The organism is Mesorhizobium kowhaii (assembly GCF_042431665.1).
Lineage (GTDB): Bacteria > Pseudomonadota > Alphaproteobacteria > Rhizobiales > Rhizobiaceae > Mesorhizobium > Mesorhizobium kowhaii.
Genome location: NZ_JBHLYT010000007.1, coordinates 1 through 18,263 on the forward strand (window position 1 = coordinate 1; position 18,263 = coordinate 18,263).

20 protein-coding genes are annotated in these 18,263 nt (G+C 64.8%); 9 read left to right on the plus strand and 11 right to left on the minus strand.

Annotated features, from left to right (window positions below):
• Positions 1 to 298 precede the first annotated feature (298 nt).
• Together ACFFNA_RS08430 and ACFFNA_RS08435 are read right to left on the minus strand one after the other, a co-directional pair.
• Positions 299 to 1,705, minus strand: coding sequence for an ATP-binding protein (locus ACFFNA_RS08430; RefSeq protein ID WP_378917357.1), 1,407 nt, complete (start codon positions 1,703 to 1,705; stop codon positions 299 to 301).
• Positions 1,702 to 2,418 carry a response regulator gene (locus ACFFNA_RS08435; protein ID WP_378917359.1) on the minus strand — a complete coding sequence of 239 codons (717 nt, stop codon included), beginning with the start codon at positions 2,416 to 2,418 and terminating at the stop codon, positions 1,702 to 1,704. Before ACFFNA_RS08435 ends, ACFFNA_RS08430 begins: the two co-directional genes overlap by 4 nt.
• A gap of 233 nt (positions 2,419 to 2,651) precedes the next feature.
• Between ACFFNA_RS08435 and ACFFNA_RS08440 the strand changes: the two genes are divergently transcribed.
• The 4 genes from ACFFNA_RS08440 (at position 2,652) to clpS (ending at position 4,253) form a co-directional block, all read left to right on the plus strand.
• Positions 2,652 to 2,954: a hypothetical protein gene (locus ACFFNA_RS08440; protein ID WP_111542844.1), complete on the plus strand. Its 303-nt coding sequence runs from the start codon at positions 2,652 to 2,654 to the stop codon at positions 2,952 to 2,954.
• A gap of 39 nt (positions 2,955 to 2,993) precedes the next feature.
• Positions 2,994 to 3,227: a hypothetical protein gene (locus tag ACFFNA_RS08445; protein WP_111542845.1), complete on the plus strand. Its 234-nt coding sequence runs from the start codon at positions 2,994 to 2,996 to the stop codon at positions 3,225 to 3,227.
• A 217-nt stretch (positions 3,228 to 3,444) separates the two neighbouring features.
• On the plus strand, positions 3,445 to 3,810 hold the full coding sequence (locus ACFFNA_RS08450; protein WP_111542846.1) for a hypothetical protein: 366 nt from the start codon (positions 3,445 to 3,447) through the stop codon (positions 3,808 to 3,810).
• 137 nt (positions 3,811 to 3,947) lie between these two features.
• Positions 3,948 to 4,253: an ATP-dependent Clp protease adapter ClpS gene (gene clpS, locus ACFFNA_RS08455; protein ID WP_111542847.1), complete on the plus strand. Its 306-nt coding sequence runs from the start codon at positions 3,948 to 3,950 to the stop codon at positions 4,251 to 4,253.
• Between the two features lie 2 nt (positions 4,254 to 4,255).
• Here clpS and ACFFNA_RS08460 read toward each other — a convergent pair whose 3' ends face one another.
• The 4 genes from ACFFNA_RS08460 to ACFFNA_RS08475 form a co-directional block, all read right to left on the minus strand.
• On the minus strand, positions 4,256 to 6,334 hold the full coding sequence (locus tag ACFFNA_RS08460; protein WP_378917362.1) for a hypothetical protein: 2,079 nt from the start codon (positions 6,332 to 6,334) through the stop codon (positions 4,256 to 4,258).
• A gap of 63 nt (positions 6,335 to 6,397) precedes the next feature.
• On the minus strand, positions 6,398 to 9,217 hold the full coding sequence (locus tag ACFFNA_RS08465; protein WP_378917364.1) for a DUF4159 domain-containing protein: 2,820 nt from the start codon (positions 9,215 to 9,217) through the stop codon (positions 6,398 to 6,400).
• The gene (locus tag ACFFNA_RS08470; RefSeq protein ID WP_378917366.1) at positions 9,214 to 10,176 is read right to left on the minus strand and encodes a DUF58 domain-containing protein; all 963 of its coding nucleotides are present in this window, start codon (positions 10,174 to 10,176) and stop codon (positions 9,214 to 9,216) included. Before ACFFNA_RS08470 ends, ACFFNA_RS08465 begins: the two co-directional genes overlap by 4 nt.
• A complete protein-coding gene (locus ACFFNA_RS08475; protein WP_111542851.1) occupies positions 10,176 to 11,180 on the minus strand; it encodes an AAA family ATPase in 1,005 nt (334 codons plus the stop codon). Before ACFFNA_RS08475 ends, ACFFNA_RS08470 begins: the two co-directional genes overlap by 1 nt.
• A gap of 142 nt (positions 11,181 to 11,322) precedes the next feature.
• Between ACFFNA_RS08475 and ACFFNA_RS08480 the strand changes: the two genes are divergently transcribed.
• Genes ACFFNA_RS08480 through ACFFNA_RS08490 form a run of 3 tightly spaced genes read left to right on the plus strand, consistent with a single transcriptional unit; the run spans position 11,323 to position 13,846 of the window.
• Complete coding sequence (locus tag ACFFNA_RS08480) at positions 11,323 to 11,952, plus strand: DUF1285 domain-containing protein (protein WP_111542852.1); 630 nt, start codon at positions 11,323 to 11,325, stop codon at positions 11,950 to 11,952.
• A complete protein-coding gene (locus ACFFNA_RS08485; protein ID WP_111542853.1) occupies positions 11,952 to 12,584 on the plus strand; it encodes a CoA pyrophosphatase in 633 nt (210 codons plus the stop codon). Before ACFFNA_RS08480 ends, ACFFNA_RS08485 begins: the two co-directional genes overlap by 1 nt.
• Positions 12,581 to 13,846: a CCA tRNA nucleotidyltransferase gene (locus ACFFNA_RS08490; RefSeq protein WP_378917368.1), complete on the plus strand. Its 1,266-nt coding sequence runs from the start codon at positions 12,581 to 12,583 to the stop codon at positions 13,844 to 13,846. Before ACFFNA_RS08485 ends, ACFFNA_RS08490 begins: the two co-directional genes overlap by 4 nt.
• Positions 13,847 to 13,908: 62 nt before the next feature.
• On the opposite strand, the gene ACFFNA_RS08495 is transcribed toward ACFFNA_RS08490, so the two are convergent.
• From ACFFNA_RS08495 to hemF, 3 genes are all read right to left on the minus strand, one after another.
• Positions 13,909 to 14,094 carry a DUF1059 domain-containing protein gene (locus ACFFNA_RS08495; protein WP_111542855.1) on the minus strand — a complete coding sequence of 62 codons (186 nt, stop codon included), beginning with the start codon at positions 14,092 to 14,094 and terminating at the stop codon, positions 13,909 to 13,911.
• Between the two features lie 227 nt (positions 14,095 to 14,321).
• A complete protein-coding gene (locus tag ACFFNA_RS08500; protein WP_095091696.1) occupies positions 14,322 to 14,582 on the minus strand; it encodes a DUF1344 domain-containing protein in 261 nt (86 codons plus the stop codon).
• 312 nt (positions 14,583 to 14,894) lie between these two features.
• The gene (gene hemF / locus ACFFNA_RS08505; RefSeq protein ID WP_111542856.1) at positions 14,895 to 15,809 is read right to left on the minus strand and encodes an oxygen-dependent coproporphyrinogen oxidase; all 915 of its coding nucleotides are present in this window, start codon (positions 15,807 to 15,809) and stop codon (positions 14,895 to 14,897) included.
• Between the two features lie 115 nt (positions 15,810 to 15,924).
• Between hemF and ACFFNA_RS08510 the strand changes: the two genes are divergently transcribed.
• On the plus strand, positions 15,925 to 16,182 hold the full coding sequence (locus tag ACFFNA_RS08510) for a hypothetical protein (protein WP_013529975.1): 258 nt from the start codon (positions 15,925 to 15,927) through the stop codon (positions 16,180 to 16,182).
• Between the two features lie 87 nt (positions 16,183 to 16,269).
• On the opposite strand, the gene soxR is transcribed toward ACFFNA_RS08510, so the two are convergent.
• Together soxR and ACFFNA_RS08520 are read right to left on the minus strand one after the other, a co-directional pair.
• Positions 16,270 to 16,740 (minus strand): redox-sensitive transcriptional activator SoxR, encoded by a 471-nt coding sequence (gene soxR / locus ACFFNA_RS08515; protein ID WP_378917372.1) that lies wholly within the window; start codon positions 16,738 to 16,740, stop codon positions 16,270 to 16,272.
• Between the two features lie 219 nt (positions 16,741 to 16,959).
• Positions 16,960 to 17,418 carry a tRNA (cytidine(34)-2'-O)-methyltransferase gene (locus ACFFNA_RS08520; protein WP_378917374.1) on the minus strand — a complete coding sequence of 153 codons (459 nt, stop codon included), beginning with the start codon at positions 17,416 to 17,418 and terminating at the stop codon, positions 16,960 to 16,962.
• A gap of 284 nt (positions 17,419 to 17,702) precedes the next feature.
• Between ACFFNA_RS08520 and ACFFNA_RS08525 the strand changes: the two genes are divergently transcribed.
• Complete coding sequence (locus ACFFNA_RS08525) at positions 17,703 to 18,260, plus strand: hypothetical protein (RefSeq protein ID WP_378917376.1); 558 nt, start codon at positions 17,703 to 17,705, stop codon at positions 18,258 to 18,260.
• The last annotated feature ends 3 nt before the right edge of the window (positions 18,261 to 18,263 follow it).

Genomic DNA, 18,263 nt, shown 5'->3' on the forward strand with positions numbered 1-18,263 from the left:
GGCGGCTGCTTCTGTCGTGAATGGAGCAGCTGCCCTAAACGCAAACGAGGCCAATGAATGGACGCAAAAAAGACCGTTGACAAAAACATCCCCATACAAGTGCAAATCAGCTCTTTTATATCGAAGGGACGCTCGCAGCGATCACTGCCGCGTTGGCAGTTCTTGTCCTGCATGCATTCGGGCGGCATGGTTGGGCGACCCTCTCCAGCGTAGCAGCAATAGTTGCCCTGCTGGCATGGAAGATCGCCGTCATCCGTTGAAAACGGCAAAACAAGGCCGGCACCTCGAGGCGACTGCGTCAGGCCGCCAGCGGCAGGCGTAGCTCGGTCAGCAGGCCGCCGCCCGGGTTGTTGGACAGGCGGACCTCGCCGCCGGCGGCCCGCGCGATGTTGCGGGCAATGGTCAGGCCGAGGCCGAGACCGCCGGTCTGGCGGTTGCGGGATTGTTCGAGGCGCACGAAAGAGCCGAACACGGCGTCGATCTGCGCCTGTGGTATGCCCGGCCCTTCGTCGCGGATGGTAAGCAGGATCATGTTTTCCGACCGGCGCAGGCTGATATGCGCCTTCTTGCCGTAGGTGATCGCGTTCTGCATCAGATTGGTGACGCAGCGCCTGAGCGCGACCGGCCGCGCCATACAGATCAGGGCACGCGAGCGGGTGTCGTCGTCGAACGAGACGTCGTCATAGCTGTCGGCGATCGACTCCACGAGCGACCAGAAGTCGATGCGTTCGCTCTTTTCCTCCGTCACCTCGAAGGTGGCGAAGTCGATCACCGAACTGGCGATGCTCTCGACATCGGCGAGATCGTGCGCCAGCGCCTCGCGAACCGCCGATTTGCGCAACAGCTCCAGGCGCAGGCGCATCCTCGTCATCGGGGTGCGCAGATCATGTGCCAGCGCTGCCGCCAGATGTTCGCGGTCCTCGACATATTCGCGCAACCGCGCCTGCATGGCGTTGATCGCCTTGGCGGCGGCACGCACCTCGCGGCTGCCGCTTTCGGTGATCGGCGGGCTCTTCAGATCCTTGCCGATTCGGTTCACGGCGGTTTCCATCATCCTATAGGGCGCCGTCAGCCGGCGCAGCGACCAGATCGACATGATCACCACCAGGCCCGCGATCAGCGAATAGAGCGGCAGGCTGTCGAAGCTCAGGATCGGGCCGACGGGCGTGATCGGCTCGGTGAAATTCAGCCACTGGCCGTCCGCGAAGCGCAGCGACGCCGTCAGCTTGTCGCTCTGGGCGAAGTTGGCGGCCAGCACCAGGAGGTCGCGCTCGACCTGGCCGATATCAGGTCCTGGCGCCATGCCGGTGGCGTCGTCGGCCTCGCGCGTCGCCGGGTCGCGTCGCACCCGCGCATCGGTGATGCCGAATTTCGACAGCCGGCCAACGAGGATGTCTTCCAGTTCCGCCAGTTCGTCGTCGCCGGCAATCGACGAGGTGACCGCCGGCGTGTCCGTGACGGTGAGCGCGTAGGTGGCATTGAACAGGCCGGTCGCCGTCGCCTTGCGTTGCTCCGGACTGGCGTCATGCATGAGCTGCACCAGCGAGAAGGCGCGGTCGTTGAGGCGATAGAGGTCGACGACGCCATTGGCGGCGGCGCGGTCGCGCGACACGATATAGAGGGTCGCCACCTGGCTGATCAGCAGGCCGGCGATGACGATCAGCAGCACCCAGACAGGCAAGGTCTGCGGCAGGAACCGTCTCATTCGGAGGTCGTCTCGGGCAGGAACTGGTAGCCGCCGCTGCGCACGGTGAGGATCAGCTTGGGCGTTTTCGGGTCGTCTTCCATCTTGCGCCGCAGCCGGCTGACCAGGATGTCGATGCTGCGGTCGAAGGAATAGTCGCTGTCGCCACCGGACAGTTCGATGAGCTGGTCGCGGGTCAGCACACGCTGCGCGCTCTTGACGAAGGTCTGCAGCAGGTTGAATTCCGCCATCGTCAGCTCGACCCTGACATCGTCGGGGGCGATCAGCCGGCGCCGCGAACAGTCCATCGTCCAGCCGGCGAAGCGATAGATCTGCTTGGTGGTGGCGCGCTTCGGCTCGGCGGCGCCGTTGCGCCGCAGCACGGCGCGGATACGCGCCAGAAGCTCGCGCGGGTCGAACGGTTTGGGCACATAATCGTCGGCGCCCATCTCCAGGCCGACCACGCGGTCGGTGGTCTCGGTGACGGCGGTCAGCATGATGATCGGCGTCGAATACTGGGCGCGAAGGTCGCGGCACAATTCCAGCCCGCTCTTGCCGGGCAGCATCACGTCGAGGACGATGAGATCCACCTGCGTACGGCGCAGGATGGTCTCCATCTCGGTGCCGTCGGCGGCAACCGAGGTGTGCAGGCCCCGCTTCTGGAAGAATTCCTGCAGCAGGTCGCGGATGCCCTTGTCGTCGTCGACGATCAGTATGTGTGCGTCGGATTTCACAGCAGCCCTGTCATTGTTGATTGCCAAGCCCTTCTGTCGCAACCCACACGATAGAATTCAGGCCATATGTTGGCCAGTGGCGATGATGCGTTCACACCGGCTTTCTCAGACACAATCCAGAAACAAAATTCTACAGTTCAGAAAAACTCCTGAAAAAATTCAAAGGCATAACTGGTCTCGTGGCGGTCAGGTCATCGGCTGCGACGCTAGTCTCCGGGTTTACGGATAAACCGATGCCAAGGTTGTCGATCAGTTTGTTGGGTGCGTTGCTGGGCATTTGCCTGGTCACTGCCGCTGTCGAACAATCGGACGCAAAGGTGACGCTCACCACCCGGAGCGAACGGTGCGCCAATCTCAGCCACCAATTCGATGAAGCCCTCGAAACCCATGCCGCGGCAACGCAGGTCACCGCGGCAAAGGCACTTCAGAGAAAGGGTAACCGGTACTGCGCCGCCAAGAAACAGGCACAGGGCATCCGGATGCTCGCCAACGCTTTGAAGCTGCTTGGAGTGACACCGAACGACCCGGTTCAGTGACGCTCGAAAACTCGACCCGCTAAAAAAGGAAATGAAGCCATGAAAAAGTCCATCCTCTCCGCAACCGGTCTCGCCGTCGCTCTCGCCTTCGCGATGCCGGCTCTCGGCAACGCCGCTGCCACCACGACCGCTGCTCCGGCTGCTTCGACGACCACCGCTCCGGCTACCGCCGCTCCGGCCAAGACTGCTCCGAAGAAGGTCGTCAAGAAGACCGTCAAGAAGCACAAGAAGGCTCCGAAGAAGGCCGTCAAGAAGGACGCCCCGAAGGCTTAATCCAGGTCCGGCATAACATGCCTGCCTAATGACAAGGCCGCTCCAGCTGGTTTCGGCTGGAGCGGCCTTCTTCCTATCCGAGCCGCTGAAGCCTCTATATCGGCGATGAAGCGGACGGATAGGCCCCTACCAATGTTTGGCCGAAGCCCGGTGCCGGCAGCTTCCGCCTTGACCGACTTTAACCCGTTTGCAATGCCGGCCGTGTAGGGCAGTCCGCATGAAGAAGCGGCTTTCGTCCACTCTGCGTTCGATGGTGCTCGGCGGCCTGGTTGTCACCGGCGCCGCCAGGGTTCTGATCCTGCTCACCGCCAGCCCGGTGCCCGATCCGGCCAGCGGACGCACTGAGCCTTCGCTGTTCGCACCGGCGATTTCCACCAACTGGGACTACATCACACCGGCACAGACCTGGCTGCTGATCGTGCTCACCGGCACAACACTGCTCTGCGTCGTCGCGTGGCCGATCGCGGCATGGCTGGAACGCCGGGCTGATGCGGGCGGAAACCGCCTTCGGCCCGATATGCCGTCCGTCACAGCCGCGCGGCAGGTTCCCAGCCGCCGCATGTTCGGCCGCCAGGGCCGTTGAACGGCAACCGACACTTCCCACATAGTTGTGAATGGCGGCGCCCGCCGGACACCGGTTTGCGCGTCAATCAAAATAGACTGCCGGTTTCGCCGGTGTCAGAATGCGAGCCAGGTCGCTTACGCAAATTGTCGGTTCGGATGCCTGAAATCACCACAAAACCGCGTACCCAGGTCAAGCCGCAGACCGAGCGGCCAAAGCTCTACAAGGTCATCCTGATCAATGACGATTTCACGCCGCGAGAATTCGTGGTGACGGTGCTGAAGGGCGAGTTCAAGCTCAGCGAGGACCAGGCGCACCGGGTGATGATCACGGCGCATCGGCGCGGCGTCTGTGTCGTTGCCGTCTTCACCAAGGATGTCGCCGAGACCAAGGCGACACGGGCCACCGATGCCGGCAAGGCCAAGGGCTATCCGCTGCTGTTCACGACCGAGCCGGAGGAGTAGTCCTACCGCCCCTCGCGGTACCACATCGAACCCATTGCCAGCAGCAGTAGGCCGAGGCCGAGGAAGCCGCCGAACAGCGGTACGCGCGAGACCGCCTTGAGCACGCTGTCGTTGGTCGTGCGCAGGCCGATCCAGTCGCTGCCAGATGCGTCACCTGCCGAGCGCACGGGCACGACCGAAGGCAGCGTCACGTCGCTGCCAACGACCGAGGATGATGCCAGCCGGCGCACGCTGCCGCCGGTGGCTTCCGCCGGCGCCTTCAGGCGGTTTTCGGTGGAGATGACGTCGGCGAATTCCGGCGCGTTGACCGGTCCGACATGGGCGAGCGCGGTCAAGTCGCCATTGGCGACCTGGTAGAGGCCGATCTCGCTGGTCTCGACGCTGCCAAGGAAGACGCCGGGCTCCGATTTCTCGAGCTTGACCGTCAAGGTCTTGCCGGAGGGGGTGATGATCTGCGCGGAACCAGGATCATCGGCCATCGTCTGGCGGCGAATTTCCAGCACCATGCCGCGGCCGTCGGCGGTCAGCCGCTCCTCCTCGAGCTCGGGCTCCTTCATCAGCCAGTGCGCAATGCGCCGGTAGAGCTGGACATGCGGGCCGCCGCCTTCGAAGCCGCGCGCCCACAGCCAGCCCTGGTCGGACAGAAGCATGCCGACGCGGCCCTCTCCCTTGCGGTCGAGCAAGAGCAGGGGCCGGTTGTCGGCGCCCTTCATCACCACTTCGCCTTCGGGATTCTGCACGCCGATGGTGCGGAACCAGCGGCTCCAGTGCGGCGGCTCGGTGGCCGAACCGTCGAGCCCGCGGGTCACCGGGTGGCGCTGGCCGAGTTCGGTGAGGCGCGGATAGAAGGCCTTGTCGACCACTTCGCCGGTCGGCATCGCCGGCAAGGCCGACATCAGCGGCGTGCGTGCGATCGAGCTTTCGCCGGCATATTCGGGACCGGCAGCGATCAGCAGGGCGCCGCCCTTTTCGACATATTCGGAGATGTAGTCGTAATAGAGGATCGGCAGCACGTCGCGGTGCTGGTAGCGGTCGAAGATGATGAGGTCGAAATCCTTGATCTTCTCCACGAACAGCTCGCGGGTCGGGAAGGCGATCAGCGACAATTCGTTGATCGGCGTGCCGTCCTGCTTTTCCGGCGGCCGCAAAATGGTGAAGTGGACGAGATCGACCGAGGCGTCGGATTTCAACAGATTGCGCCAGGTGCGCTCGCCCGCATGCGGCTCGCCGGAGACGAGCAGCACGCGCAGGTTTTCGCGGATGCCGTCGATGAGGGCGATGGCGCGGTTGTTGGTGTCGGTCAGTTCGCCCGGCTCGCGGTCGATGGCGAGCTCGACGATGTTACGGCCGGCGCCCGGAATGGTCACCTGCAGCGGCATGGCCTGGCCGACGGTGGCATGCTCGACCGCGACCTGCTCGCCATTGACCGAGACGCGCACATCGACCGGGCCGGTCTCTTTTTCCGTCGAAATGACGCGGTAGGTCATGTCGAGCGGCTTGCCGACAAGGCCGAAGCGCGGCGCGTTCTCGAAACGGATGCGGCGATCCTTCTCGTGGTCGTTGCCGGTGATCAGGGCATGAAGCGGCGCGTTGAAATCGGGGCTACCTGCGGGTGCGTCATGCACCTCGCCATCGGTGATCATGATGGCGCCGCCGATGCGCGACGGCGGCACGTCGCGGAAGGCGCCTTCGAGCGCGCCGAACAGCCGTGTTTCCGTGCGCTCCTCGGCGGCTTGCGACTTGCCGGCCTCGACGACGCGCACGTCGAACTGCTTGAAGCGGCCAAGACGCTGCTGCAGCCCGGCCAGCGCCTCGTCGGTCTGCTTGGTGCGGTCGCCGATGTCCTGGCTCTGGCTGCGGTCGACGATCAGGGCGACGACACTTTTCAGCGGCTCGCGCTCCTCGTTGAGGAACACCGGGTTGAACAGGGCGGCGGCGAGCGCCAGCAGGGCGACGAAGCGGAAGATGGCGCCACGCTGGCGAAACCACAGGCCGATGAGCGCCAGCAGCGCCAGCGGCACCAGCACCACGGCCAGCAATGGCCAGGAGATCAGCGGTTCGAGCGAGATCGACCAGTTCATGCGTTAACCTCGCCCGTGTGGGGAGGGTCGATCCGCGTAGGGAGCGCAGCAAGGAACGTCATCCTACTGCCCCAGCCGTTCGAGCAGTATGGGCACGTGCACCTGGTCGGATTTGTAGTTGCCGGTCAGCATGTACATCATGATGTTGACGCCGGCGCGCAGCGCGTAGATCCGCTGCATCGGGTCCGCCGGCACGGTCGGCAGCAGCGGATCGCCATTCTCGTCGACCGCCCAGGCGCCGGCGAAATCATTGGCGGTGATCATGATCGGCGAGACGCCGTCGCCGGTGCGCACCGGCCGGTTCTCGGCATTGCTGGCGTCGAGCGAGGCCTCGACCCAGAGCGGGCTGCCACTGAAGCGGCCGGGAAATTCGGGCAGGATGAAGAAGGATTTGGTGAGCACGTGGTCGGACGGCACCGGCTCCAGCGGCGGCACGTTGAGGTTGCCGAGGATGTCGCGCAGCCGCTCTGTCGCCGGGCTGGTCGAATCGGCGCCGATGCCGTTGGCGAACTGGTCGCGGGTGTCGAACAGCACCGTGCCGCCCTGCTGCATATAGGCGTCGATGCGGGCGATCGCGGCCTGGCTCGGCATTGGTGCGGCCGGATCGATCGGCCAGTAGATCAGCGGATAGAACGACAGCTCGTCCTTCGAAATGTCGACGCCGGCCGGCGCGCCGGGTTCCAGCGCCGTCTTCTCGACCAGGAAGCGGGTCAGGCCTTCGAGCCCGGCGCGGCTGATCGAATCGTCGCCCGGCACGCCAGTCAGCACATAGGCGATGCGGGTCTTCGATATCGCCTCGATGGCGACCTCGTCGCCCGGTTTGGCGTCGTTGGCGCGGGCAGGATCGGCATGGCCGAACAGTGCACCGAGCGCAATCAGGATCGCGGCGGTGGTGGCCACGCCACCGGCTCGGCGCGGCCGGCGGGTAAACAGGCCGCCCATCCAGAACACCGCCAGCGTGTCGAGCAGCATCAGCACCAGGGCGGTCGCGACCAGCGCGCCCTTCAGGTTGCGCGATTCGTCAAAGGCATACTGGATTGATGTGACCGGAATAGTGATTTGCGGGCGCGCCAGCGGCGCCAGCGTGCTTGCGGCATCGAGCAAATTGTGGGCGAAGACGCCGGTCTCGGAGCCGTAGAGGCCGGGCGGGTTCTCGAAGGTCACCACCAGCGCGGGACCCGGCACCAGCGGCCGTGCATCCGGCGTCGGCGGCACCAGTGTGCTGTCGGCTGAGATCATGCGGTAAGGCGCCAGCGAGGTCGCGGCAGCTTCGGCATTGGCGATCGCCGCGCCCTGGTTGCGCGACAGCTGCACGATGCGGCGCAGCATCTCGACGAAGCTGCCGGAGATCGGCAGGTTCGACCAGGTCGCCTCGGGTGTGACGTGGAAGAGCACCAGCGTGCCCTTGCCTTTCTTCAGTCCGGTGACCAGCGGCGTGCCGTCGGCGAGTGCGGCCCAGGTGCGCTCGACGATGTCGGGCGTCGGCTCGGCCAGCACCTGCCTGGTGACGGTGACCTCGGTGGGCGGCGCAAGATCGGCGAACGGGCCGGCCTTGGGGAATTCGGTGACCGGCTGCGGCGAGGTCCATGACAGCGCGCCGCCGAGCGAACGCTCGCCGGTGCGCAGGCGGACCGGCAGCAGGTCGTCGTCATTGCCGGCGGCGGCCAGCCGCGAGCCGGCGAAACGCACCAGCGTGCCGCCATTGTCGACCCAGTCGACCAGCCTTTGCCGGACCTGGGCGGGAATAGTGCCGATGTCGGCCATGACGATCATCGCCGGCTTCTGGTCGAGGATCTGCGGGATGGCGTCGGCGAGGTCGGCGCTGGAGGGTTCGACAAGATCGGCGAAGGGCTGCAGCGCGCGCCTGATGTAGTAGAGCGGCGACAAAAGCGGCTGCGCCTGGTCGGCCTCGGCCTGCGACAGCAACCCGACGCGACGGCGCTTGGAGCTTTCGTCTAAGACACGGACCGCACCGGCCTGCCGCTCGCCATCGAGCGCGATCGAGGCGAAGTCGTTGCGCAGCTCGAATGGCACCGCCATGGTGCCGGTCGCGGTGGTTTCGCCTGGGGAGAAGGTCAGCGTCGCATCGGCGATGCGGCGGCCCTTGTCGTCGAAGGCGCCGGCGGTGACTTGCGCCGGAGCCGGGTCGCCCGGCGCGCGGATGGCGGTCAGGGCAAAGCCATCGACCTGGTTGTCGGCGGCAGTCAGGCCGGTCAGCGAAAGCCGGTCGGAACTGGCCCAGACGACACGGGCGGCATTTTTCGACAACAGCGTGTTGAAGGCGGCCTCGTCGCCCTTCGCCGCCAGGCCGTCGGCAAGCACGGCGACGCTGGCGCCGGGCAAGGTGTCCAGCACACCGGCGACGCGGGCATAGACGGCGGGCCGGTCGGTCGGGATCGGCCGCGGCTTGGCGGCGCGCAGCCGGTCAAGGGCGGCGGCGGCATCGAACGGTCCGATTTCCGAATTGGGCTTTTCGGCGGTGAAGGCGATGACGACCGGCACGCCGTTCGAGCCGGCGTCGTTGATCAGCCGCTCGGCGGTGGCGACGCGCTTGTTCCAGTCGGCGGCACTTGCCCAGTCATTGTCGATGACCAACGCCAGGGCCGCCCCCTCGGCCGGCAGTTTCTCGCGCGGGTTGAAGACCGGCTCGGCAAGGGCGGCGACGATGAGTGCGGCCATCAGCAGCCTGAGCAGCGTCAGCCACCACGGGCTCTGATGCGGCGTCTCCTCGCGCTTCAGCACGCGCGCCAGGATTTTCAGCGGCGGGAAGATCTCGGTCTGCGGCTTGGGCGGCGTCAGCCGCAACAGCCACCAGATCACCGGCAGCGCCAGCAGGCCCCACAGCACCATGGGGGCGCCAAAGGAGAGCGGCAGCCAGCTCATGCGCTGACCTTTCCGGCATGACCGCTTCCGGTCAGCCCTGCCCGGCCGCTTCCGGCCAGCCCGGCATAACCGCCATCGGCGGTCATCGCCATGTGCAGGCGCACCAGCGCGTCGGAAGCCAGCCGATCGGTGTGGTTGACGGTAAAGCTCCAGCCGAGCCGCTTGCACCAGGCGGCCAGTTCGTGGCGGCGGGCGGTGTAGAGCAGACGGTACTCATCGCCCAGCATTTCGGCGCGGCCGGCGGTCAGCTTGTCGCCGGTCTCGGGATCGGTGAATTCGGTGCGGCCGGCATAGGGAAAGGTTTCCTCGGCCGGGTCGGCGACCTCGATCAGATGCGCGCGCACGCCATGGCGGGCGAGCACGTCGAGCCAGGCCATTGTTTCCTCGACCGGGTCGAGGAAATCGCTGGCGATGACGATGTCGCAGAAGCGGCGGATGTCGGACAGGTCGGGTTTTGCCGGCAGTTCTCCGGCGTGCATGAGCTGGGCGGCGATGCGCTCGGCGCCGTTGCGGGCGGTGAACGGATCGGTGAGGCCCGGCCAGGCGATGCGCTCGCCGCTGCGCGACAACAGCTCGGCCATGGCCAGCGCCAGCACCAGCGCGCGCGATTGCTTGGAGACGCTGGCGCCGGTCGACTTGTAGAGCATCGACGGCGAGGGGTCGGCCCACAGCCAGACCGTATGGGCGGCTTCCCATTCACGGTCGCGCACATAGGTATGATCGTCGCGGGCCGAGCGGCGCCAGTCGATGCGCGAGGAATCGCCTTCGACATAGGGCCGGAACTGCCAGAAATTCTCGCCGATGCCGCGCTTGCGGCGGCCGTGCCAGCCGGCGATCACGGAGTTGACGATACGGCGCGCCTCGACCAGCAGGTCGGGCACCAGCGAGGCTCGCAACCGGCCACGGGCGAGCGCGTCGCGCGTCGCTGCCGGAGCCTGGACCTCGCCGATGCGCGCCATCAAATCCCTTTCACCAGCTTCGCCACCACGTCGCGCACGCTGGTGCCCTCGGCGCGGGCGGCGAAGGTCAGCGCCATGCGGTGCTGCAGCACCGGCTCGGCCAGCGCACGGACATCGTCGATGGAGGGCGCCAGCCGCCCGTCGTAAAGTGCGCGCGCCCTTGTGCACAGCATCAGCGCCTGGCTGGCGCGCGGACCGGGGCCCCAGGCGACATGCTTGTCGGTCTCGGCATTGCCCTGGCCGGGACGCGCCGAGCGCACCAGCGTCAGGATCGCCTCGACGACGCTTTCCGGCACCGGCATGCGGCGGATCAGCGTCTGGATTTCCTTCAGCCGCACCGGCTGCAGCACGTTCTGCGCCTTCGCGTCCTCGATGCCGGTGGTTTCCAGAAGGATGCGGCGCTCGGCCTCGATTTCCGGATAGAGGATGTCGACCTGCATCAGGAAGCGGTCGAGCTGGGCCTCGGGTAGGGGATAGGTGCCTTCCTGCTCCAGCGGGTTCTGCGTTGCCAGCACATGGAAGGGCGCCGGCAGGTCATGGCGGGCGCCGGCAATGGTGACGTGGTATTCCTGCATCGCCTGCAGCAGCGCCGACTGGGTGCGCGGCGAGGCGCGGTTGATCTCGTCGGCCATCAGAAGCTGGGCGAAGATCGGCCCGGAGATGAAACGGAAGGAGCGCTTGCCGAACTCGTCCTGCTCCATCACCTCGGAGCCGAGGATATCGGACGGCATCAGGTCGGGCGTGAACTGGATGCGGCGTGAATCGAGGCCGAGCACGACGCCCAGCGTCTCGACCAGCTTGGTCTTGGCGAGGCCCGGCACGCCGACCAGCAGCGCATGGCCGCCGGCCAGCAGCGCCACCAGCGTGCGCTCGACGACGCTTTCCTGGCCGAAGATGACCCGGCCGACCCCGTCGCGGATCCGGGAGATGTCGGCCAGCGCCTTTTCGGCCTCGGCGATCATATCGGTTTCGCTGATCGGGCTTTCCTTGACCATCACGCTCATGCAGCATCGATCCTTGTGGTTGGAAATACCGGCCCGCACCATAGCATAGTTTGCCGCGATTCGGCCTCGCGTGGCGCCCATGTTCGAACTTAAATCACAGACTTAGGCTGACAAGCGGAACAACAGTGACTATTTCGTGACCATGACGGATCACTCCGAACATCGCCAACAAAGCCTTACGACCGCCACCGAAGCGCGCGGTCTCGAGGCGCTGATCTCGCGCGCCGCCCGTGCCGGCAAGGGCGCGGCGCCGGTCGAGCGCTGGAATCCCGACTTCTGCGGCGATCTCGACATGGAGATCAAGGCCGACGGCACCTGGTTCTATCTGGGCACGCCGATCGGGCGCATGCCGCTGGTGCAGCTTTTTTCCTCGGTGCTGCGCAAGGATGCGGACGGCAGGACCTATCTGGTGACGCCGGTGGAACGGGTCGGCATCCGCGTCGCCGATGCGCCGTTCATCGCCGTGGAGATGGATGTTTCGGGCAGCGGCGACGCACAGATCATCACCTTCCGCACCAATGTCGGCGATGTCGTCGAGGCCGGGCCGGAGCGGCCGCTGCGCTTTGTCGACGAGAGCGAGACTGGCGGACTGAAGCCCTATGTGCTGGTGCGCGGCAGGCTGGAAGCGCTGGTGGCGCGGCCGGTGATGTACGAGCTGGTCGGGCATGGCGAGGAGATCGAGATCGGCGGCAAGACCATGTTCGCCGTGCGCTCCAAGGGTGCGGTCTTTCCGATCATGCCGGCGGACCAGCTGAAGCGGCTGAGCGCGTGATGGACCAGGTGTCGCAGGCGCCGTTTTCCTCAGCGGACTTTCGCGCGCGCTTTGCCGCGCAGCCGGATGCGCATGCCGGCGACGACTATGGCGATCATCGCTTCAATCCCGGCCATCCGCGCCTCAACCAAAGCAAGGCACTCCGCGATGCCGCGGTGCTGATCCCGGTGGTCGATCATGAGGGCGACGCGACGGTTCTCTTGACCAAACGGGCCGAAAAGCTGCGCAATCATTCGGGGCAAGTGGCCTTTCCCGGCGGCACCATCGATGCGACCGATGCCAGTCCCGAAGCGGCGGCGTTGCGCGAGACCTTCGAGGAAATCGGCCTTGGCCCGGATCGCGTCGAGGTCATCGGCCGCATGCCCGACTATGTCGCCGGCAGCGGCTACCGCATCGCGCCGGTGCTGGGCATCGTGCGTCCGGGTTTCCAGCTCACCTTGAATGTCGACGAGGTCGATGCCGCCTTCGAAGTGCCGCTGCGTTTCCTGATGGACCCGGCCAACCACAAGCGCGACAGCCGCATGTGGAACGATCTCGAATGGTTCTTCTACGACATGCCTTATGGCGATCGGCGCATCTGGGGCGTCACCGCCGGCATCATCCGTACGCTGTACGAAAGGCTCTATGCGTGAGTGTCTCGATCGCGGGCAGGGCCGACTGGCTCGGCGACAAGCATCTGCAGCGCCTGCTTGCCGCACTGGCGCAAGGCGGTGAAGAGGCGCGTGTTGCCGGTGGTGCGGTACGCAACACGCTGATGGGCCAGCCGGTCGCCGACATCGACATCGCCACCACGTGTCTGCCGCAGGAAACCATTCGCCGCGCCGAGGCGGAAGGCTTCAAGGCGGTGCCGACCGGCATCGAGCATGGGACGATCACGGTGGTCGCGGGCGGCAAGCCCTATGAGATCACCACCTTGCGCGCCGATATCGAGACCGATGGCCGTCGCGCCAAGGTCTCGTTCGGGCGCGACTGGAAGCTTGACGCCGAGCGGCGCGATTTCACCATCAACGCGCTCTATGCCGAGGCCGACGGCGCTGTCATCGACCTGGTCGGCGGCATCGCCGACATCGAGGCGCGCCGGCTGCGCTTCATCGGTGATGCGGAAGCGCGCATCCGCGAGGATTATCTGCGCATCCTGCGCTTCTTCCGTTTCTTCGCCTGGTATGGCGATGGCCGGCCGGATGCCGAGGGACTGAAAGCCTGTGCCCGGCTGAAGGAAGGGCTGGCCCAGCTTTCGGCCGAGCGCATCTGGTCGGAACTGAAGAAGCTGTTGTCGGCGCCTGATCCCTCGCGGGCGCTGCTTTGGATGCGGCAGGCCAGCGTCTTGACCGCCGCGCTGCCGGAAAGCGAGAAATGGGGCATCGATGCGATCCACGGGCTGACCAAGGCCGAGAAGGATCTGGGCTGGGCACCCGATCCGTTGCTCAGGCTGGAAGCGATCGTGCCGCCGGATGCCGCGCGCATGAAGACGCTCGCCGAGCGGCTCAAATTTTCGACTGCCGAAGCGGATCGCCTGCGCCACTGGGCGCTTGCCACCGCCGTCGAGCCGAAGACGACCGAGGGCGAGCTGGCAAAGCGGCTCTATCGTGGCGACCGGCGAGGGTTTGTCGACCGTCTGCGGCTGTCGCTTGCAGCAGCGCGGGTGCGCGCTGTCGAGGACAATGACGCGTTGCTCGAAGCCGGCGGCTTTTCGCGTCTGCTTGCCTTTGCTCTGAAATGGGAAAAGCCGTTGTTTCCGCTAAAAGGTGCCGATCTGACCGCGCTCGGCGCAACTCCAGGGCCGAAGCTTGGCGAAATCCTCAAGAACCTTGAGACGGAATGGGTCGAAGCGGGATTTGCGCCCGATCGCGGCGCGCTGCTTGAACGCGCCGCGGAAGCCTTGAAGGCCGGGTAGAGTATTTGTCAGCGCAATTCCAGACGGAAAACCGCTGAACACTTTTCCTGGAATTGCTGGTATCACGCCGCGTCGCGGGTCTTCTCGATGCGCGAGCGGATCGCCTCGATCATCGTCTCGCGGATGACCGCCTCGCCATGCGTCTCGCGCATGTGCTCGACGGCACGGCGCATGACCTCGGCCTCCTCGCCGGCACGCGTGTGCCAGTCACAGCCGGGCACGAGCGACCCGCAGTGAAATTCCTTCATTGGATTTCTCCTTTTCCTCCGTGGAGCCTGAGGCTCCGGTACTTTTTTGGCTCATGGTCCAAATCCAGGATTGGATCTCGGTGCCGCAAGCGGGGGACAGCATAACACAGATGGGGTGGCATTGGTTGCAGTCAACGGCGAAAAGGCGGAGCAGCGCTGCTCCGCCCTCTTACGCTACCCCGAAACAGGACCAGACATTGTCTCGTCCTGCTGTGGAAGGCAGGCCGTCACTTTGCGATCTTGACGGCCTCGGCAACCTTGTTCTTGCCGCTCATCTCCCATGAGACGCGAACCTTTTCACCGACCTGCAGGCCAGGATCCTTGAAGGTCTTGGGAAGCGTAAAAGACGATCCGTCATCGAGGACAAGGCTCATGGCCGTTGCATCAAAAGTCTTGATCGTTCCGGTGGTGTGCTTGACGGCGGCGAATGCCACCGAACCGGAAGCGAGAAGGGCAGCGGCGGCAGCCGAAACAATGATCTTACGCATTGCGAAGTACTCCTGGAAAAGGCGGGTATCCTTTTGACGAAGATGTCCCGCATCGTCTGGGCCGTCCGGTCGCGTCGGGTCGCGGCTCGCTTTGTCCTGACGCAATTCCGGACGGAAAACCGTTTCACGCTTTTCCTGGAATTGCGGTCAGGCGAACCGCCGGCGCTTCCCGACCCGGCGCAACAAATAGGCCAGTCTTTTCAAGCGCCTATTAGACGAAAAAGAAATTATTCGAAGCGCCGCGTGCCACATTCCATGCCCATTTAGAGCAAATGGGACATCAATGGGGCTCACATCGCGCTCACCATTTTGTTACGGCCAGCGGACCTCGGGCGGCAGGCTGGAGAGGATCGACGCGACATTGCCACCGGTCTTCAGGCCGAAGATGGTGCCGCGATCGTGAAGCAGGTTGAATTCGACATAGCGGCCACGGCGGATGAGCTGTTCGTCGCGGTCGCCATCGGTCCAGTTCTCGTTGAAGTTGGCGCGCACGAGGTGGCCGTAGACGACGAGAAAGGCGCGGCCGACATCCTGGACGAAGTTGAAATCGGCATTCCAGCCGCCTTTGTCCTCGCCTGAATGCAGCCAGTCGAAGAAAATGCCGCCGGTGCCGCGCGGCTCGTTGCGATGCGGCAGATAGAAATACTCGTCGCACCAGGCCTTGAATTTCGGATAGTCGGCGACCTCGGGGCTCTTCTCGCAAGCGAACTGCATTGCCCGATGGAAGGCGATGGTATCGGGATCGTCCTGGGCGCGGCGGCGGTCGAGCACCGGCGTCAAATCGGCGCCGCCACCGAACCATTGGCGCGAGGTGACAACCATGCGCGTGTTCATGTGCACGGCCGGAACGTTGGGGTTCCAGGGGTGCGCGATCAGCGAAATGCCAGATGCCCAGAAGCGCGGGTCTTCCTCGGCGCCGGGCATCTGCTTCCTGAATTCGGGTGAGAACTCGCCATAGACCGTCGAGGTGTGGACGCCGACCTTCTCGAAGACGCGGCCATGCATCATCGACATGGTACCGCCGCCGCCCTTGCCTTGATCGCGCTCCCAAGGCGTCTTTTCGAAACGACCTGGCGACCACGACGCCAGCGGACCGCCAAGATCCTGCTCGATCTGCTCGAAGGCGCTGCAGATGCGTTCGCGCAGCGCCTCGAACCACAGGCGCGCCTTCATCTTCTTCTGTTCGATGTCGGCGGGCAGGCCTGCCGGTATTTCAGGTCGTTCCAAGTGCCGTCTCCGGTTGCGGGCGGCTAGCCCTACAAATGACTCGTCTTTTGCCGGCGCGATCCCTAATCTCTTAGAGGCAAGGGTCAAGTGTCATTACGGTGCAAGGAGTTGTTTCGTGCGCACCCCGGCAAGACCACCGCTGGATGGCCTGAAGAAAAGGCTCGACCAAAGCCGGGCTGAGCGCGTGCGCATGCCGCGCGACGGTTTCCTGCGCGAGACGTTCGTGCTGCCGCGCTCCGATGCGCGCCTCAAGGCCAAGGAATGGTTCGAGCGCTTTCCCAAGCAGGCCTACTGGACCGAGATCGAAAGCTGGTTCGAGCGGCCGGGCGACCTGATCGAGTTCACCATCAGGCGGTTGCCGGCGGCGGACTAGGATTTCCTCGCCCCGTTTACGGGGAGAGGATGCCGGCAGGCAGGTGAGGGGCGGCGCAAACCTTCAACGTCGGCGCTGCCCCTTCGTTCAGGCACCTTCTCCCCGTGAACGGGGAGAAGGATGAACCAGTCTTCTCGCGCCGGTGCCTTCCCTTGCCAGCCGGTCGCCCTTGTTCCGCAACGGGCATTTGTCGATCGACATGCAGCCGCAGCCGATGCAGTCGGTCAGCCCGTCGCGCAGTTTCTTCAGCTGGGCGATCTTGCGATCGAGCCCGTCGCGCCAGGCGGTCGACAAAAGGTTCCAGTCGTCGCGCGTCGGCGTGCGGCCCTCGGGCAGGGATGCCAAGGCGGCGCCGAGCTCGGCCAGCGAGATGCCGACCTCCTGCGCGACCTTGATGATCGCCACCCGCCGCAGCACGTCGCGGCCGTAGCGGCGCTGGTTGCCCGATGTGCGGTGGCTGCGTATCAGGCCGCGCGCCTCATAGAAATGCAGCGCCGACACCGCCACCCCGCTGCGCATGGCCACCTGGCCGACCGTCAATTCCGTTGCCGGTGCCATTCCTGACTTTTCCGCCCCCAATTTTTTCCGCTTGACCTCAAGTTAAGTTGAGCTTGTAGCGAAGAAACCCAGGATGTGCAAACGAAGGAGAAGGCGATGTGCGCCTGGGTCAAGATGACGGGAGACGGCAAGCCGATAGAGCGTCTTGACGCAATTCCCAAGGGAAAGCGCTATGCGCTTTTCCCGGGAAAACCGCTTCACACTTTTCCTGGAATTGCTTTACCCGAGTTGCCGGATGGCTTCGCCCGCCACCATGGCGACGGAAAGCGCGACGTTGATGCTGCGCGCCGCACCTTGCATGGGGATGGTCAGCCGCGCATCCGCCGCCTGATGGACAGGATCCGGCACGCCTGCGGATTCGCGGCCGAACAAAAGGATGTCGCCACTGGCGAAGGTGAAGCTCGTGTAGGGAACCGCGGCTCTGGTCGACAGAAGCACCAGCCGGCGCGTGCCGGCCTTGCGCCAGTCCTCGAAGGCGTGCCAGTCGACATGCCGGGTCAGATCGGCCATTTCGAGGTAATCCATGCCGGCTCGCTTGAGCGCCCGGTCGGAGAGCGGAAAGCCGGCTGGTTCGATGATGTCGACACCAAGTCCGAGGCAAGCGGCAAAGCGCAGGATTGTTCCGGTGTTGCCGGCGATATCAGGCTGGTAGAGCGCGATGCGGAGACGGTCGTTCATTTCCGCGTCCTTCTAATAAGTGGCAGATCGGCCACAGCGGGCTCGCGGTTTTGGAAATTGCTGGACCTGCGGGTGGCCATTTTCTGCGAAGTCGGGTATGTCAGGTCCATTGTCAATCCGAACCGATGGAGGGGAAATTCATGATGACCATGCACATCCAGCGCCCCTCTTGTGGGCTTGTACGCCCCACGGCGGTTTCGGTACGACGATTCTCCTGACTCTCTAAGACTTGATCGCACCGATTCCCGCCGAAACGCTTTTTCGGCTCTCGAAGGAATCCTGCGATGTTTTTCAAACTGTCAAAGGGGCTGAACGCCCCACCTGAACGTGTCCAGACCGACGCTCGCCGTCATGTCTCGACCGACGCAATCCATGCCTCCGGCCGAATGCCGGCGGACGATATGGATTCGCCTTTTTGTCTCTATTTTCACACGGAGGACGGGCCGATGTTCGATCCCTACAGAATACCGGGCTCAAGGAGCCTGCACGACCAGAAAAGGGCTACCTGGGCGCTGCTGATCGGCGAAACCTATTCGTCGGCGGTTCATGCCGAAGTTCGCCGTCGGCCGCATCGCGGCATGCTGCCGGATGTCGATTTCTCGCGCGCGGTTCCCGATCACAGCCGGCCGTCGCTGGTGCGCCGGATGATCCGGCTGATCCGACCTGGCGCGAAGATCCGACTTGTCGACACCGCACCGTCAGGATCAGCAAAAGAGCCTGTCGGCGAAAAGGTCGCGAGCCCCTATATTGCGCAAAGCAAGGCCGACGGTCCGGATGATTCAGGCCTGTCGGCCCACGACGCCATGCGTTCCGGGGACATCGTACGTTCGCGTGCCGCGTAAGCG

What these genes read in the sequence shown, in the direction of transcription:
- ACFFNA_RS08430 (WP_378917357.1), bottom strand. Translation starts at nt 1,705, where the DNA reads ATGAGACGGTTCCTGCCGCAGACCTTGCCTGTCTGGGTGCTGCTGATC.
- ACFFNA_RS08460 (WP_378917362.1), bottom strand. Translation starts at nt 6,334, where the DNA reads ATGAACTGGTCGATCTCGCTCGAACCGCTGATCTCCTGGCCATTGCTG.
- ACFFNA_RS08445 (WP_111542845.1), top strand. Translation starts at nt 2,994, where the DNA reads ATGAAAAAGTCCATCCTCTCCGCAACCGGTCTCGCCGTCGCTCTCGCC.
- ACFFNA_RS08480 (WP_111542852.1), top strand. Translation starts at nt 11,323, where the DNA reads ATGACGGATCACTCCGAACATCGCCAACAAAGCCTTACGACCGCCACC.
- soxR (WP_378917372.1), bottom strand. Translation starts at nt 16,740, where the DNA reads ATGGCACCGGCAACGGAATTGACGGTCGGCCAGGTGGCCATGCGCAGC.
- ACFFNA_RS08450 (WP_111542846.1), top strand. Translation starts at nt 3,445, where the DNA reads ATGAAGAAGCGGCTTTCGTCCACTCTGCGTTCGATGGTGCTCGGCGGC.
- ACFFNA_RS08465 (WP_378917364.1), bottom strand. Translation starts at nt 9,217, where the DNA reads ATGAGCTGGCTGCCGCTCTCCTTTGGCGCCCCCATGGTGCTGTGGGGC.
- ACFFNA_RS08470 (WP_378917366.1), bottom strand. Translation starts at nt 10,176, where the DNA reads ATGGCGCGCATCGGCGAGGTCCAGGCTCCGGCAGCGACGCGCGACGCG.
- ACFFNA_RS08525 (WP_378917376.1), top strand. Translation starts at nt 17,703, where the DNA reads ATGTTTTTCAAACTGTCAAAGGGGCTGAACGCCCCACCTGAACGTGTC.
- ACFFNA_RS08440 (WP_111542844.1), top strand. Translation starts at nt 2,652, where the DNA reads ATGCCAAGGTTGTCGATCAGTTTGTTGGGTGCGTTGCTGGGCATTTGC.
- ACFFNA_RS08475 (WP_111542851.1), bottom strand. Translation starts at nt 11,180, where the DNA reads ATGAGCGTGATGGTCAAGGAAAGCCCGATCAGCGAAACCGATATGATC.
- ACFFNA_RS08500 (WP_095091696.1), bottom strand. Translation starts at nt 14,582, where the DNA reads ATGCGTAAGATCATTGTTTCGGCTGCCGCCGCTGCCCTTCTCGCTTCC.
- ACFFNA_RS08485 (WP_111542853.1), top strand. Translation starts at nt 11,952, where the DNA reads ATGGACCAGGTGTCGCAGGCGCCGTTTTCCTCAGCGGACTTTCGCGCG.
- clpS (WP_111542847.1), top strand. Translation starts at nt 3,948, where the DNA reads ATGCCTGAAATCACCACAAAACCGCGTACCCAGGTCAAGCCGCAGACC.
- ACFFNA_RS08495 (WP_111542855.1), bottom strand. Translation starts at nt 14,094, where the DNA reads ATGAAGGAATTTCACTGCGGGTCGCTCGTGCCCGGCTGTGACTGGCAC.
- ACFFNA_RS08520 (WP_378917374.1), bottom strand. Translation starts at nt 17,418, where the DNA reads ATGAACGACCGTCTCCGCATCGCGCTCTACCAGCCTGATATCGCCGGC.